The sequence below is a fragment of the Stenotrophomonas sp. STEN022 genome (assembly GCF_056760155.1).
Genome location: NZ_JBRREG010000043.1, coordinates 21,507 through 35,884, shown reverse-complemented (window position 1 = coordinate 35,884; position 14,378 = coordinate 21,507). Strand labels below are relative to the sequence as shown.

The window sequence follows — 14,378 nt, the reverse complement described above, 5'->3', positions numbered from 1 at the left end:
CCCTTGCTGGTAAATTGCTCCCCTTTTTGGGCCTCCCATGGGGGGTCTGCGCCTTTCCGGTTCTCCCCCCCCCCTTTTTGGGCGGGGCTCTACAGGGCATTTCCAACATTGCTTGTGGGAGCGGCGTAAGCCGCGAAGCTGATGGATCAACAGCGCAAAGCTGCCCTCATCCGCCCTTCGGGCACCTTCTCCCGTAAACGGGAGAAGGGAGCGACTCCGTTTGGTTCCGCGAGGTTTAGCCCCGCGCAGCCCACCAGCTACGCCACAGCAAACCCGCCGGGCTCGGCTGGTACTCACCGCCGCGAATGCGCGCCCGCTGACGACCACGCGCCAGCACGGCATAGATGCGACGTGGGCGTGGGCCGGCAACACGTGACGGCCAGGCCGCCTGCAAGACCTTGTCCCATTCCATTTCACTGCTGAAGGCCTGCGGCACCGAAGCCGCCTGTTCCTGCACGCGCAGCGCCAGCATCTGCGTGGTCAGCGCCTCGGCAGCAGCCGGCGACGGCTTGCTGCTGAACATCGCCGCTTCCACCGCCACCGCCGCTGCCGCGTACTGCGCCAACACCTTGCGTGCCTGCGCAGCATCGGCCACGCGATCACGCGCGTCGATCAAGCTCGGCAAAGCATCCGCCAACTGTGTCCACGGCGCGCGCACCGGCTCCAGCAAACGGCCTAGCGGATGCCGCGAACGCTGCACCTCCCAGCTGCGCAGCTCCTCGCCCCACCACGCGAGCTTGGCGTCCTGCGGCGTGGTATCGCCGCTGGCGTTCAAGATGTCATCGAATTCCTGCAGCAGCGCGAACCAGGCCACGCTGCGCTCACGATCGGCCTCGTCGACAAAACGCTCCACGAAGGCCCATTCCGGCCAACGCTCACGCCACTTGTCCAGGAAGCTGTCCAGCGCACTGCTCACATCAAACCTCGTTGTTGAATCAGGCCGAAGCCGGTTGGGTAGCTGGCCATGCGGCTGGCTGCCAAAGTTCCTGCGGTAGCTCACAAATACTGTCGGCCTGCCAGGCCTTCGGGTCATCACCGTGCAGACGGTAACCCCACAACACCGCCACCGACGGCATGCCGGCGGCGCGTGCTGCGATGATGTCGCGCTCGTCGTCGCCGACATAGACGCAGGCACTGGCCGCGATATTGATCTGTTGCGCGGCAACCTCCAACGGCAAGGGATGCGGCTTGCGCTCGGCCAGGGTGTCACCGCCGATCAGCACCGCGCAACGCTGCTCCCAGCCCAGTTGCGGCAGGATCAGGCGAGCCAGGTACTCGGGTTTGTTGGTGACGATGCCCCAGGTGGTGCCGTTCTGCTCCAGCGCCCGCAGCATCGTTTCTATGCCATCGAACAGCGTCGCGTACTGACCGATCAGTGACTCGTAGATATCAAGAAACTCCGGCACCAGTGCATGCCGCTCGACCTCGCCCATATGCGGGAAGGCAATCGCCAGCATCGCCCGCGAACCCTTGGACACCGCCGGGCGCAGCTGATCCAGCGTCACCTCGCCCATGCCGCGAGCCTGCAACATGCGGTTGGCGGTGACGACGAAGTCCGGCGCGCTGTCCAGCAAGGTGCCGTCCAGGTCGAACAGCACCGCTGCCGGGAACCTGCTCATGCTCATGCCTGTTCCGGCTTGACCGCGTAGGCCAGGTAGTTGATGTCGGTGCGGCTGCTCAGGCGGGCGCGGTTGCGCCACGGCTCGTAGGCCATGCCGCTGACGTCCTGCAAGGACAGATCAGCCGCGCGCAGCCATGCGCCCAGCTCGGCCGGCTTGATGAACTCCTGATAGTGGTGAGTCCCCTTGGGCAGCAACCGGGCGATGTATTCGGCACCGACAATGGCCACCGCAAACGCCGCCGGGGTGCGGTTGATGGTGGACAGGAACAGCTTGCCACCCGGACGCAGCAGACGATGGCAGGCAGCGATGATCGCGCCCGGGTCCGGCACGTGCTCCAGCATTTCCATGCAGGTCACCACGTCGTAACTGCCCGGCTGCTCTGCCGCCAGGTCCTCAGCTGCCTGCACGCGGTAATCGACGCTGACGCCGGACTCCAGCCCATGCAGACGCGCAACCTTGACCAGCTCCGGGGCCAGGTCGATGGCGGTCACCTGCGCCCCCTCCTTGGCCAACGCTTCACTGAGCAGGCCGCCACCGCAGCCGATGTCCAGCACCTTGGCACCGCGCAGGCTGGCGCGATCAGCAACGTACTTCAGGCGTACCGGATTGAGCGCGTGCAACGGCTTCTGCGGGCCATCGGCATCCCACCAGCGGGTAGCGAGTGCCGCGAACTTGTCCAGTTCGGCCTGATCGAAATTGGTGGAAGTGGAAGCTGCACTCATATCGGTTTCCTCGTGCGGCCGCGTGGGGCGGCCGGTTGCGCGGTCAGGCGCGGATGGTACGGATGCGGTCGCGCCACTGGCGCGCATTGGCGGTGATCGCGGCGATGTCCATGTCGACCAGCTGGCGCTGGACCAGCTTGGACTTGCCGGCAATCCACACGTCGCTGACCTGGTGGCGACCGGCGGCATACACCAGCTGCGACAGCACATGATGCAACGGCTGGGTCTCCAGCGCGGACAGGTCCACGCAGACCAGATCGGCCTGCTTGCCGACCTCGATCGAGCCGATGCGGTCGCCGAAGCCCAGTGCGCGCGCGCCGCCCAGGGTTGAAGCACGCAGCGTGGTCGCCGCATCAAGCGCAGTGGCGTCATTGGCCACGGCCTTGGCGAGGATGGCCGCGGTGCGGTTCTCGCTGAACATGTCCAGGTCGTTGTTGCTGGCGCAGCCGTCGGTGCCGATCGCCAGATTGACGCCGGCCCTGACCAGCGCACAGGCCGGGCAGAAGCCCGAAGCCAGCTTCAGGTTGGATTCCGGGCAATGCACCACGCTGACGCCACGCTCGCCGCACAGGTGGATCTCGGCCTCGGTGAGCTGGGTCATGTGTACCGCGATCAGGCGCTCGTTGACCAAACCCAGGCGATCCAACCGCGCCAACGGGCGCTGCCCATGCAGGGCGATGGAATCGGTGATCTCCTGTGCGGTCTCATGCGTGTGCAGGTGCACGCGGCTGTCGAGCTGGTCGGACAGCATCCGCACCCGCTCGAAATTGGCATCGCTCACCGTATACGGCGCATGCGGCGCGAAGGCGGTGCCGATCAGCGCATCGTCGCGCCAGGTATCGTGCAGTTCGGTGGCGCGGGCGAAGTACTCGTCATCGGTCTTGGCCCAGGCGCTGGGGAAATCGATGATCACCGAGCCCACCAGCGCGCGGAAGCCATGCTTCTTGTAGACAGCGGCCTGCACGTCGGCAAAGAAATAGTTCTCGTTGGCACAGGTGGTGCCACCGCGCAGCATCTCGGCGATGGCCAGGGTGGTGCCGTCGGCAACGAACTCCGGCCCGATCACCGCCGCTTCCACTGGCCAGATGTGCTCGCGCAGCCATGTCATCAGCGGCAGGTCGTCGGCAACGCCGCGCAGCAGCGTCATCGGGTTATGGGTATGGGCATTGACCAACCCAGGGATCAGCGCCGCTTCCGGGCGTGATACGACCTGCCTGGCGCTGAAACGCACGCGAGCCTCGGCACGCGGCAGCACCGCGACGATCACGCCGTCGCTGATCGCCACCGCGTGGTCCTCAAGCACCACCGCATGCGGCTCTACCGGTACCACGTAGCCGGCTTCGATCAACAGATCGCATTGCTGGGGTTGCACTTCACTCACGGTCATCACCTTTCTGTTGCCTGGTCCGGCAAATGCCGGATGCGAACAGGCGCCGCACCCCCAGCACCGGCAGCGCGCGGCTGCGGGGTGATGGGTGGCGGCGCCTGCATCGTATTGCTTACTTGACGCGAGCCGAGTATTCGCCCGAGCGCGTATCAACGCGGATGATTTCATCCTGGTTGACGAACAACGGCACGCGCACCACGGCACCCGACTCCAGCGTCGCCGGCTTGCCGCCGCCGCCCGAGGTGTCGCCGCGCACGCCCGGATCGGTCTCGACGATCTTCAGCTCGACGAAGTTCGGCGGGGTCACGTCGATCGGGGTGCCGTTCCACAGGGTCACCACGCAGGACTCTTCGCCCTTCAGCCACTTCTCGGCGCCGTTCATGCCGGCCTTGTCGGCCTGCACCTGCTCGAAGGTTTCCGGGTCCATGAAGTGCCAGTACTCGCCATCGCTGTACATGAAGTTCATGTCGGTATCGACCACGTCCGCTGCATCCAGCGAATCGGTCGACTTCATGGTCACTTCCTGGGTACGGCCATCCTTGATCAGGCGGTACTTCACGCGGGTGAAGGCCTGGCCCTTGCCCGGCTTGACGTATTCGGTGTCGATGATGACAGCCGGTTGGTTGTTGACCAGGATTTTCATCCCGTTCTTTACGTCGTTCATGCCGTAACTGGCCATGCTGAAACTCCTGAATTGGCAAAACCGCCGCGTGTCGCGGGCGGCCGGATTAGAATGGAACGCCCGCCGTCTGGTGGGCCATCTGTTTTTCTGACCGCCAATGATAACCGCAGCCCCCGTCCTCACTCCAGAAAAAGCCATCCTGACCCTGCCCGACGACCGCTGGCAGGCGCACTGGCGCCAAGCCATCCGCGACCCGGCCGAGCTATTGGCGGTGCTGGGGCTGGATGCCGAAGCGGTGGGCGTTTCAGCCGAGGCGCTGGCGCAGTTCGCGCTGCGGGTGCCACGCGGGTTTGTCGCCCGCATGCGCCATGGTGACCCGGCCGACCCCTTGCTGCGGCAGGTATTGCCGATCACCGACGAGATGCAGGTCGTGCCCGGATTCAGCTTCGACGCCGGCGGCGACGGCGCAGCCGAGAAAGCCACCGGCGTGATCCAGAAGTACCGCGGCCGCGCCCTGCTGGTAACCACCGGCAGTTGTGCGATCAACTGCCGTTACTGCTTCCGCCGCCACTTCGACTATGCCGGCGAGAACGCCGCCAAGGGTGGTTGGCACGAGGCCGTGGCGGCAATCGCGGCCGACCCGGACATTGACGAAGTCATCCTCTCCGGCGGCGACCCGCTGTCACTAAACACCTCCAAGCTGGCCGAGCTGACCGATGCCCTGGCCGCCATCCCACATATCAAGCGCCTGCGCATCCACAGCCGCCTGCCAGTCGTCCTGCCCGAGCGCGTGGACGATGGCCTGGTGCAATGGTTGGCCAGCCTGCCCTGGCCAGTGGCCTTCGTGCTGCATGCCAACCATGCCAATGAATTCGACGCCCAGGTGGATGCCGCCCTGGCCCGCATTCGCGCCACCGGCGCACAACTGCTCAACCAGGCGGTATTGCTACGCGGCGTCAACGACGAGCTGGACGCACTGGCGGCATTGAGCGAGCGCAGCTTTGCCGCCGGCGTGATGCCGTACTACCTGTACCAGCTGGACAAGGTGCAGGGCGCGGCCCACTTTGAGGTCAGTGACGAGCACGCACTGGCCCTGCACGCCGGGCTGATGGCCCGGCTGTCCGGTTATCTGGTGCCCAAGCTGGTGCGCGAGATCGCCGGCGACACCAGCAAGCGGCCGCTCTGACACGGAGCGGCCGGGTTTCTGCGGCCAAGCCAGGCAGCCAGGTCAGCGCACCGCCGCCATCGCACCGCGCTCCAGCAGGCTGACCAGACCGGCCGCTTCCAGGGGCCGTCCCAGCCAATAGCCTTGGACCAGATCACAGCCACGCTGGCTGAGCAGCTCGAACTGTGCCTCCTGCTCCACCCCCTCGGCCACCACGGTAATACCCAGCGCATGGGCCATGGCGATGATGGCCGTGGTCAGCGCCAGATCGTCGGGATCGCGCTCCATGTCGGCGACAAAACTGCGGTCGATCTTGACCCCGTCCACCGGCACCTGACGCAGATGGCTGAGCCCGGAGAAGCCGGTGCCGAAGTCGTCCAGCCACACCTTCACCCCGGCACGGTGCAGCTTCTCCAGCAGCGAGACAGCCAACATTTCATCGCCGATAACCGCTGTCTCGGTCAGCTCCAGATGCAGACGTGACGCGGCCAACCCGGAACCGAGCAGGCTGCTTTCCACCTCCTGCAGCAGGTCACCGTTACGCAGTTGCTTGGGCGAGACGTTGACCGAAATGAACAGTTCCTCGCCCATCGAATTGCGCGGCCAGCGCTGGGCCTGCTCACAGGCAGCGCGCAGCACCTTGGGGCCGATCGTCTGGATCAGGCCACTCTGCTCGGCCACGTCGATGAACACCGACGGCGGGATCGCGCCCAGCGCCGGGTGATCCCAGCGCAGCAGCACTTCCACGCCACACAGCATACGGTCGCGGGTACGGAAGATGGGCTGGTACACCAGGCGCAATTCGTTGCGCTCCCAGGCACCACGCAGCTCCTGCTCAAGATGCAGCCGCCGCTCCACCGCGTGGTCCATGGCCAGGCTGTAGTAACGGAAGCAGTTCTTGCCGGCCAATTTGGCCTGATACATGGCGATATCACCGTTCTTCAGCAAGGCGGTGGCATCCGCCGCATCCTCCGGGAACAAGGTGATACCAATCGAGCTGCCAAGGAAGATCTCCCGCTGCTGCACCTGCAAAGGCTTGCCCAGATCAATCACCAGCCGCTCTGCCAGCCGCTTGGCAACCTCGGCTGCGCTGCTCTGACCCTGACTGATCAGGATGACGAACTCGTCACCGCCAAACCGGGCCAGCAAGGCGTCATCGCCGCCGATCTGCTCAACCGCCACCGAAATATGCTGCGCAAACTGCAGCAAGGCGTCGTCACCGGCCTCATGCCCCAGCGTGTCATTGACGCGCTTGAACTCGTCAATATCGATGAACAACAGCGCCAATCCTCGCCCAGCCGCCTGCGCTCGCAGCAAGCGGTGGTCCAGGGCTTCGCGGAAAGCGAGCCGATTGGTCAAACCAGTGAGTGCATCGGTATAGGCCATCTGCCGAACATCACGATCATGCCTGGCGATGCTCTGGCTCATCCGATCGAAGGTACGCAGCAACTCACCGACCTCGTCGCCGCGCCGGGTCGACTGCGCCTCGATCAGGTAATCGCCGCGCTCGATACGCCGCGCCGCCACGCCCAACCAGCGGATCGGCCGCACCAGCGTGTACTGCACGTAGAACGCCATTACGCAGACAAAACCGAGCAGCAGCAGCATCAGGCCCAAAGCCCAGCCCAGTTCCCGCCGCTGGGTCTCCCGCATGCGCTGCTCCAGCGCCTGCATGGACCTGGCCTCCTGGGCACGCACCGGCGCCAGATTCATGCCTACGCGCAACCCGCCCAGCGGTTGGTCGCCAATCGCCAGCGGTACATCCACTTCCAGTATCGATGGTGATTCCTGCACCAGCGGCTTGAGCGAACGCACCGCCGCCTTCGCCAGCGGATCATTCATCGGCTGGCCATAACCGGCCACATCGAACGAACCATCGTGGATCAGCCGTCCGTCCGGGTCATACACCAGCACATAGCTGACCGATTTCTGCCGCGCGGTATTACGCACCGCCGCACCGATAGCGGCCAGATCGGAGTAGTACAGCGGATTTACCAGCGTATCGGCCAAGGCATTGGCCAAAGCGGTACCGCGCTCACGCACGCCCTGGTCGAACACCTGACTCAGCACCTCACCACTGTTGCGCAAGGCTTCACGCTGGCCAGCAGCCTGACGCACCAGCATCAACCCGACAATCGCCACCACCACCAGCAGCACCACGGCACTGGCGGCCAGGAAGCGGGCCTGCAATCCAAACCGTGGCGCGCTCATTCCACCTCCATCCGGATACGGACCAAACCACGGCGCAGACGCTCCAGCGCGCGCAGGTTGTCCGGGTCTACGGGGTGAAAGCCTGTAGTGCCAAAAAACTTGGCCAGCGCCGGCCCGGCCACCGGGTCGCTACTGGCCTGCAGCAATACCTGCTGCAGCCGGTCACGCACCGCCGGGTCCAGGTCGGCGCGCACCATTTCCACCGCACGCGGGATCGGCTCGCTGCGGTACAGCACCCGCATGTCCTGGCGGAAGGCTGGCGGCATGGCTTGGTTGTCACTCCAGTCGATACTGCTGATCACCCCGGCATCCACCACACGCTTGTGCACATAGGTGGAGATGTTCAGTTCCGATCGCACAAACACGTAGCCCACCGAGTCCTCGACCGGCGTGTCACGCGGGTCGAGCAGGATTTCAGGCTGCACGTTGTGGTCGAGCAACTCCATCGCCGGCACCAGATAGGCACTGGTAGACAGCACGCTCTGCATTGCCAGTGTGCGCCCGCGCAAACCCTCCAGCGTGGTGACCGGGCTGTCACGGCGTACGAAGAACACGCTGTGATACGTGCCCACGCCATTGCGCTCGGTCAACAGCAGGGGCTTGGCACCCGCCCGCTGCCCCAATGCCATTGCCGTGCCCGAAGTTTCAGTGACCCAATCAACCCGGCCGCGCCGCAGATAGCTCCCCATCTGCTGTGCGTCCTTGGCCATCAGGATGCGTCCTTCGACGATCCCGACATCGCGCATGCGCGGCACCACATAGTCCAGCAGTGGCTTGAGTTGGTCGTAATGCGACTTCGGATCATCACTGATCCGCCCCAAGACCAATACCGAACGATCAACCGCCCCCACCGCTACGGGCTGCAGTGCAGCCAGTGTCAGTGCGGCTCCCCAAAGCCATCGCAAGACACCCAAAACGACACCCCCTAATCCATCCCCACAGAGTACCGCTTTTAGCAAAGCGTGACGCAGTCCTCAGCCCTTGTCCGTCGAGGCCAAGCGAGCCATGCGCTGCGCATCGGACAGGATGCCACGCATGAGCCTGACCTCCTGCTCGGACAGGTCGGCTTTCATGAACAGACGACGCAGTTTGCGCATGGCCGATTCCGGGGCGCGGCCCTTGTGGAAGTCGATCTGGTCCAGGGTGTCACCCAACTGGCGGAACATCCCTTCCAGTTGGGCATGGCTGGCCGGTGCTTCGTCCCGGCCAGGCTCAGCCGCTACCGGCGCTACCGCGCCGGGCTGCGACTCCAGCACCGCCATGCGTACCTCGTAAGCCAGGACCTGCACTGCGGCGGCCAGATTCAGCGAGCTGAACCCAGGGTCGGAGGGGATGTGCACGGCAGCGTGGCAGAGCTGCAGCTCCTCGTTGGTCAAACCGGTGCGCTCACGGCCGAACACAAAGGCCACCTCGGCCGGCTCGCCGGCCTTGGCCACGGCACGCTGACCGGCTATTTCTGGCAGCAGCTCCTCCAGTTGCACCCGTCGCGAACGCGCGGTGCAGCCCATCACCAAGCGGCAATCGGCCACGGCTTCGGCAAGGCTGGCGAACACCGGCGCATCGCCGAGCACGTCCTCGGCACCGGCCGAACGCCGGAAGGCGTCCTCGTCCAGGGGTTTTTCCGGGGCTACCAGGACCAGCCGCGCCAGCCCCATGGTCTTCATCGCACGGGCCGCCGCGCCGATGTTGCCGGGGTGCTGGGTGCCAACAAGAACGAAGCGAATATGAGCGGAAACAGACATGGCGTTAAAAAATCAGGAGCGAGACAGCTGTAGATGGTAAACTGCGCGGCCGGTCAATGCGCCGGACCCGCTCTTTTCCCCCGCCAATCCGATCTCTGCCTTCACGGGAGCCTTTCGCCATGCAGAAACCCGCCGTAACCGTCATGGTCAAGGCCGCCCGCCTCGCCGGCAACGTCCTGCTCCGCAACATCAACAAGCTTGAAGCCCTGAACGTGGTACAGAAGGGTCGGATGGATTACGCCAGCGAAGTCGATGCCGACGCTGAAAAGGTAATCGTCAAGGAACTCAAGCGCGCCTATCCGGAATACGGCATCTTCGGTGAAGAAGGTGGCATCCAGGGTGTCAATCGCATGATGTGGGTGATCGACCCGCTCGATGGCACCAGCAACTACCTGCGCGGCTTCCCGCACTACTGCGTCTCCATCGCCTTGGTTGAAAACGGCGAGCCGACCGATGCGGTGATCTTCGACCCGCTGCGCAACGAGCTTTTCACTGCGTCCAAGGGCAATGGCGCCGTGCTCAACGACCGCCGCCTGCGCGTGGCCGACCGCAAGGACCTGGAAGGCACGATGATCCACACCGGCTTCGCCCCGCGCGAACGCAGCCGTGCCAGCACCCAGCTCAAGACCGTCGACACCCTGCTGGTGCAGGCTGAAGACGTGCGCCGCACGGGCTCAGCCGCGCTGGATCTGGCCTACGTGGCCTGCGGCCGTGCCGACGCCTACTTCGAGGCTGGCGTGAAGGCATGGGACATCGCTGCCGGCGTGCTGCTGGTTCGCGAAGCCGGTGGCAAGGTCTGCAACTACCGCGGCGCGCCGCTGGACCGCATGGACTCGCGCGGCCCCGAGACCCAGCAGGTCGTGGCCGGCAACATCAAGGTGTGCGAAGCCCTGCAGAAGGTCATCGTCAACACCGGCTACGCTGCAGAGTTCGACCCGAAGTTCTGATCCAGCTGCCATCGCAGTGAATCATCCGAATCCGATGCCAGGTTTCTGGCATCGGATTTTTTTGTGGGCAAAGCTTTGTGCACCAATTTTCTTGTGGGAGCGGCATAAGCGGCGAAGCGGGAAATCCATCAGATGACACAAGCCGCCGGCGCCCCAGCAATCCCAGCGTCGCAGCTGACGCAGCTCCCACGACGTCGGGCCAATCAGCCAGCCGACACCGCAGGAACCACCGCTCCCGCCACAGGCTGCCGACCCCCAAGGCCAAGCCCAGAGCCTCCCCGAGCAAGGAGCCGCCGATCAGGTCCAGCACGCTCAGCTCATTCCAGAACTCCATTGCCCAATACCGCGCGTCCTGCACCATACGCCCCCTCGCCTGCAGCACCTGGAGGGCAGGCACAAACCCATGCACCGAGGTTACAAGCCGCTGATTTCAACGGATGGCAATACGCAGAACTGTTGGCTGCATGCAGGATCAGCAGGCACAGCTGTAGCCGTGGTCGCAAAACAGACAACGCCCCTTGCAGGGCGTTGTCTTCAATCACTTGCGAACCTTGCTGGAACCCTGACAGTTGTCGCAGGCGCTGCGCGCAGCAGCTTCAATCGCCTGCTCAGGCCACCGTCGAGGAACGCAGCGCGGCGATACGCTCTTCCAGCGGCGGATGGCTCAGGAACAGCTTCTTGGCCGCCGAACCGGCAATGCCAAACGCAGCGATCTGGGTCGGCAACGTACTCTGGCCATGGTTGAGCTTCAGACGCTCAAGCGCAGCGATCATCTTCTGACGGCCAGCCAGCGAGGCACCACCCTGGTCGGCACGGAACTCACGATGACGCGAGAACCACATCGCGATCATGGTTGCGAACAGGCCGAACACCATCTCCAGCACAAACACGATGATGTAGTAGGCAAAGCCACGGCCACCGCCTTCGCGGTTGCCCGACAGTGCGCTGTCGATGATGCCGCCCACCACACGCGCCAGCACGATGACGAAGGTGTTCAACACGCCCTGCAGCAGCGCCATGGTGATCATGTCGCCATTGGCAACGTGGGCGATTTCATGACCCAGCACTGCCTCGGCCTCGTCCTCGCTCATGTTGTGCAGCAGACCGGTGGACACCGCCACCAGCGCGTTGTTGCGGTTTGCGCCGGTCGCAAAGGCGTTGATCTCGGGAGCGTCGTACACCGCCACTTCCGGCATGCCGATGCCGGCCGCCTTGGCCTGGCGGGCCACGGTGTCCAGCAACCAGCGCTCGGTCTGGTTGCGCGGCTCGGTGATGACGACCGCGCCGGTGCCGCGCTTGGCCATGAACTTGGACAGCAGCAGCGAGATGATCGAGCCACCGAAGCCAAAGATGGCTGCCATGACCAGCAAGCCGCTCATCTTCGAGGGGTCAGTCCCCAGCAGAGACATGACAACGCTGGCCAATGCCAGCACTGCCAAGTTGGTCAGAAGAAACAGCCCGATACGGGTAAACATGGGAAACATATCCATAAGGATTGGAGATGGAAGCAATTTGCGGCGCAGACAGCTTGAATTCAAGCATTAATCTGACCGACGATTCAGTTTCGATGCCAGCTATTCCCTACCGCGGCCGCTTTGCGCCCTCCCCGACCGGCCCCTTGCACCTGGGCTCCATGCTGGCCGCCTTCGGCAGCTGGTTGCTGGCCCGCCATGCCGGCGGCCAATGGCTGGTGCGTGTGGAAGACGTAGACCCTCCTCGCGAAGTCCCCGGCGCGGTCGATTCACAGCTGGCTACGCTCAGCGCGTTCGGACTGACGTCGGACTTTCCGGTGCAATACCAGAGCCAGCGCAACGCCCTTTACCAGGCAGCCATCGAACAACTGCTGGATCAGCGCAAGGCCTTTGCATGCCACTGCAGCCGCGCCGATCTGGCCAGCCAGCACGGCATCCACCGCCGCTGCGTCGCCAGCCAGCAGCGCCCGCAACCGGCAATCCGTCTACGCGTGGCCGACGGCAGCCACGTCAGCTTCGACGACGCCCTGCAGGGCCGGCAGCAACAGGACGTGGACCGCGACGTCGGCGACGTGGTCCTGCTGCGCGCCGATGGTTACTGGGCCTATCAGCTGGCCGTGGTTGTGGACGACGCCGAGCAGGGCATCACCCACGTGGTACGTGGCGCTGACCTGATCGACTCCACTGCCCGGCAGATCCTGCTGCAGCAGGCGCTGTGCCTGCCCACCCCGCACTATCTGCACCTGCCGTTGCTGCTGGACAGTGCCGGACAGAAGCTGTCCAAGTCGCAGGCCGCCATCCCCGTGGACAGCGCCCAGCCCCTGCCCGTGCTGCGCTGGCTGTGGGCGGCATTGGGCCAGCCGCCGCCTGCCCTGGATGCTGCAACCAGCGTTGCCGAGGCGCTGCAGCACGCGACCGCCGCCTTCGAGCCGACCCGGCTGCAAAAAACCTCGCTTCTGGCCCCGCTGCAGCCCCCGGGTTGAGCGCAGTTTCATTAGAATCGGGGACTGCCCTGCACATCTGCCCTGGAGTTGAGCCCATGACATCGCGCGTCGCACTGGTCACCGGTGGTACCGGCGGCATCGGTACTGCCATCTGCCAACGCCTGGTCGACCAAGGGCACCGCGTCGCTACCAACTACCGCAACGCCGAAAAGGCGCAGCAGTGGCAGCAGACCATGCGCAGCAAGGGCTATGACATCGCATTGTTCGAAGGCGACGTGGCGCACCCGGACAGCGGCCGCGCCCTGATCCAGGCCGTGGAAGCCGGACTGGGGCCGGTGGAGATCCTGGTCAACAACGCCGGCATCACCCGCGACACCACCTTCCATCGGATGAGCCCGGAACAGTGGCATGAGGTGATCAACACCAACCTCAACTCCGTGTTCAACGTCACCCGTCCGGTGATCGAGGGCATGCGCAAGCGCGGCTGGGGCCGGGTGATCCAGATCAGCTCGATCAACGGCCTCAAGGGCCAGTACGGCCAGGCCAACTACGCCGCCGCCAAGGCCGGCATGCATGGCTTCACCATCTCCCTGGCGCGCGAGAATGCCGGCTTCGGCATTACCGTCAACACCATCTCGCCGGGCTATGTGGCTACCGACATGGTGATGGCCGTACCCGAGGAAGTCCGGGCAAAGATCATTGCCGACATTCCCACCGGGCGCCTGGGCAAGCCGGAGGAGATCGCCTACGCAGTCGCCTTCCTGGTTGCCGAGGAAGCCAGCTGGATCACCGGCTCGAATCTGGACATCAACGGTGGTCACCACATGGGCTGGTGACCACCGGCTGCTGACCGCCCACGCCATGTTGCACACCATGGCGATTCATGTTGCGCAACAAACCTGGAGTTCCCCGACGCTTGCAACCTGTACTTTTGGCGGTTGCAAGCCCTGCTGCACTGCGCCATGCTGCGCACCTACCGTGACGAGTGACTGCTTAATGGCTGCGACCCGCATCATCAAGAAGTATCCGAATCGCCGGCTCTACGACACCGAGATTTCCAGCTACATCACCATCGAAGACGTCCGTCAGTTGATTCTGGACGGTGAGGATTTCGAGGTCCGCGACGCCAAGAGCGGCGACGACCTGACCCGCTCGGTGCTGCTGCAGATCATCGCGGACAAGGAGCAGGACGGCGAGCCGATGCTGTCCACCCAGCTGTTGAGCCAGTTGATCCGTTTCTACGGTGACTCGTTGCAGGGCTTCATGGGCAATTACCTGGAGCGCAGCATGCAGGTGTTCCTGGACCAGCAGCAGCAGTTCCGCCAGCAGATGGGCAACCTGCTCGGGCAGACGCCGTGGGCGATGATGAACCAGCTCACCGAGCGCAACCTGGAGCTGTGGCAGGAATTCCAGCACAACATGGGCGCTGGCTTTGGCGGCACCCGCCCGCCCGCTGGCACCAGCAAGCCAACCGATCCGCCGCCGAGCGGCACCGGAAGCAAGACCCGCAGCGGTCGCTGAGGGCAACGAAAAGGGCCCCGCAA

The 14,378-nt window shown here is 64.5% G+C and carries 14 protein-coding genes; 5 read left to right on the top strand and 9 right to left on the bottom strand.

The features are described 5' to 3' along the window. Positions 1-235: 235 nt before the first annotated feature. From ACVOMF_RS10860 to efp, 5 genes are all read right to left on the bottom strand, one after another. Positions 236-916: a phytoene/squalene synthase family protein gene (locus tag ACVOMF_RS10860; protein ID WP_481509295.1), complete on the bottom strand. Its 681-nt coding sequence runs from the start codon at positions 914-916 to the stop codon at positions 236-238. A 19-nt stretch (positions 917-935) separates the two neighbouring features. Beyond that, complete coding sequence (locus ACVOMF_RS10855; protein ID WP_481509294.1) at positions 936-1,625, bottom strand: phosphoglycolate phosphatase; 690 nt, start codon at positions 1,623-1,625, stop codon at positions 936-938. After that, a complete protein-coding gene (gene ubiG, locus ACVOMF_RS10850) occupies positions 1,622-2,344 on the bottom strand; it encodes a bifunctional 2-polyprenyl-6-hydroxyphenol methylase/3-demethylubiquinol 3-O-methyltransferase UbiG (protein ID WP_313169624.1) in 723 nt (240 codons plus the stop codon). The genes ACVOMF_RS10855 and ubiG overlap by 4 nt, the downstream gene beginning before the upstream one ends. A gap of 43 nt (positions 2,345-2,387) precedes the next feature. Then, complete coding sequence (locus tag ACVOMF_RS10845) at positions 2,388-3,725, bottom strand: TRZ/ATZ family hydrolase (RefSeq protein WP_481509293.1); 1,338 nt, start codon at positions 3,723-3,725, stop codon at positions 2,388-2,390. A gap of 118 nt (positions 3,726-3,843) precedes the next feature. Beyond that, positions 3,844-4,410, bottom strand: a complete 567-nt coding sequence (gene efp, locus ACVOMF_RS10840; RefSeq protein WP_313169621.1) for an elongation factor P — start codon at positions 4,408-4,410, stop codon at positions 3,844-3,846. A gap of 100 nt (positions 4,411-4,510) precedes the next feature. Between efp and epmB the strand changes: the two genes are divergently transcribed. Continuing rightward, on the top strand, positions 4,511-5,539 hold the full coding sequence (gene epmB, locus ACVOMF_RS10835) for an EF-P beta-lysylation protein EpmB (RefSeq protein WP_481509292.1): 1,029 nt from the start codon (positions 4,511-4,513) through the stop codon (positions 5,537-5,539). A 42-nt stretch (positions 5,540-5,581) separates the two neighbouring features. On the opposite strand, the gene ACVOMF_RS10830 is transcribed toward epmB, so the two are convergent. Genes ACVOMF_RS10830 through ACVOMF_RS10820 form a run of 3 tightly spaced genes read right to left on the bottom strand, consistent with a single transcriptional unit; the run spans position 5,582 to position 9,471 of the window. Beyond that, entirely contained in the window at positions 5,582-7,729 is a 2,148-nt protein-coding gene (locus ACVOMF_RS10830; RefSeq protein WP_481509291.1) for a putative bifunctional diguanylate cyclase/phosphodiesterase, read from the bottom strand. Further along, positions 7,726-8,643 (bottom strand): phosphate/phosphite/phosphonate ABC transporter substrate-binding protein, encoded by a 918-nt coding sequence (locus tag ACVOMF_RS10825; protein WP_481509290.1) that lies wholly within the window; start codon positions 8,641-8,643, stop codon positions 7,726-7,728. Before ACVOMF_RS10825 ends, ACVOMF_RS10830 begins: the two co-directional genes overlap by 4 nt. Before the next feature lie 60 nt (positions 8,644-8,703). After that, positions 8,704-9,471 (bottom strand): RNA methyltransferase, encoded by a 768-nt coding sequence (locus ACVOMF_RS10820; RefSeq protein ID WP_481509289.1) that lies wholly within the window; start codon positions 9,469-9,471, stop codon positions 8,704-8,706. Between the two features lie 119 nt (positions 9,472-9,590). Between ACVOMF_RS10820 and ACVOMF_RS10815 the strand changes: the two genes are divergently transcribed. Beyond that, entirely contained in the window at positions 9,591-10,418 is an 828-nt protein-coding gene (locus ACVOMF_RS10815; RefSeq protein WP_282266749.1) for an inositol monophosphatase family protein, read from the top strand. A gap of 608 nt (positions 10,419-11,026) precedes the next feature. Here the strand turns inward: ACVOMF_RS10815 and htpX are convergent. Continuing rightward, positions 11,027-11,893: a protease HtpX gene (htpX, locus tag ACVOMF_RS10810; RefSeq protein WP_481509288.1), complete on the bottom strand. Its 867-nt coding sequence runs from the start codon at positions 11,891-11,893 to the stop codon at positions 11,027-11,029. A 92-nt stretch (positions 11,894-11,985) separates the two neighbouring features. Here htpX and gluQRS point away from each other — a divergent pair, with 92 nt between their 5' ends. The 3 genes from gluQRS to phaR all read left to right on the top strand — a co-directional run bounded on the left by gluQRS (position 11,986) and on the right by phaR (position 14,355). Then, positions 11,986-12,873, top strand: a complete 888-nt coding sequence (gluQRS, locus tag ACVOMF_RS10805) for a tRNA glutamyl-Q(34) synthetase GluQRS (RefSeq protein WP_481509287.1) — start codon at positions 11,986-11,988, stop codon at positions 12,871-12,873. Positions 12,874-12,929: 56 nt separating this feature from the next. Then, the gene (gene phbB, locus ACVOMF_RS10800) at positions 12,930-13,670 is read left to right on the top strand and encodes a beta-ketoacyl-ACP reductase (protein WP_282266756.1); all 741 of its coding nucleotides are present in this window, start codon (positions 12,930-12,932) and stop codon (positions 13,668-13,670) included. A gap of 160 nt (positions 13,671-13,830) precedes the next feature. After that, a complete protein-coding gene (gene phaR / locus ACVOMF_RS10795; RefSeq protein ID WP_481509286.1) occupies positions 13,831-14,355 on the top strand; it encodes a polyhydroxyalkanoate synthesis repressor PhaR in 525 nt (174 codons plus the stop codon). Positions 14,356-14,378 lie beyond the last annotated feature (23 nt).

Bases quoted from the DNA above. Each gene is read 5' to 3' on its own strand.
- efp (WP_313169621.1), bottom strand. From the start codon at position 4,410: ATGGCCAGTTACGGCATGAACGACGTAAAGAACGGGATGAAAATCCTG.
- epmB (WP_481509292.1), top strand. From the start codon at position 4,511: ATGATAACCGCAGCCCCCGTCCTCACTCCAGAAAAAGCCATCCTGACC.
- ACVOMF_RS10855 (WP_481509294.1), bottom strand. From the start codon at position 1,625: ATGAGCATGAGCAGGTTCCCGGCAGCGGTGCTGTTCGACCTGGACGGC.
- ACVOMF_RS10820 (WP_481509289.1), bottom strand. From the start codon at position 9,471: ATGTCTGTTTCCGCTCATATTCGCTTCGTTCTTGTTGGCACCCAGCAC.
- phbB (WP_282266756.1), top strand. From the start codon at position 12,930: ATGACATCGCGCGTCGCACTGGTCACCGGTGGTACCGGCGGCATCGGT.
- phaR (WP_481509286.1), top strand. From the start codon at position 13,831: ATGGCTGCGACCCGCATCATCAAGAAGTATCCGAATCGCCGGCTCTAC.
- ACVOMF_RS10815 (WP_282266749.1), top strand. From the start codon at position 9,591: ATGCAGAAACCCGCCGTAACCGTCATGGTCAAGGCCGCCCGCCTCGCC.
- htpX (WP_481509288.1), bottom strand. From the start codon at position 11,893: ATGTTTACCCGTATCGGGCTGTTTCTTCTGACCAACTTGGCAGTGCTG.
- ACVOMF_RS10830 (WP_481509291.1), bottom strand. From the start codon at position 7,729: ATGAGCGCGCCACGGTTTGGATTGCAGGCCCGCTTCCTGGCCGCCAGT.
- gluQRS (WP_481509287.1), top strand. From the start codon at position 11,986: ATGCCAGCTATTCCCTACCGCGGCCGCTTTGCGCCCTCCCCGACCGGC.
- ubiG (WP_313169624.1), bottom strand. From the start codon at position 2,344: ATGAGTGCAGCTTCCACTTCCACCAATTTCGATCAGGCCGAACTGGAC.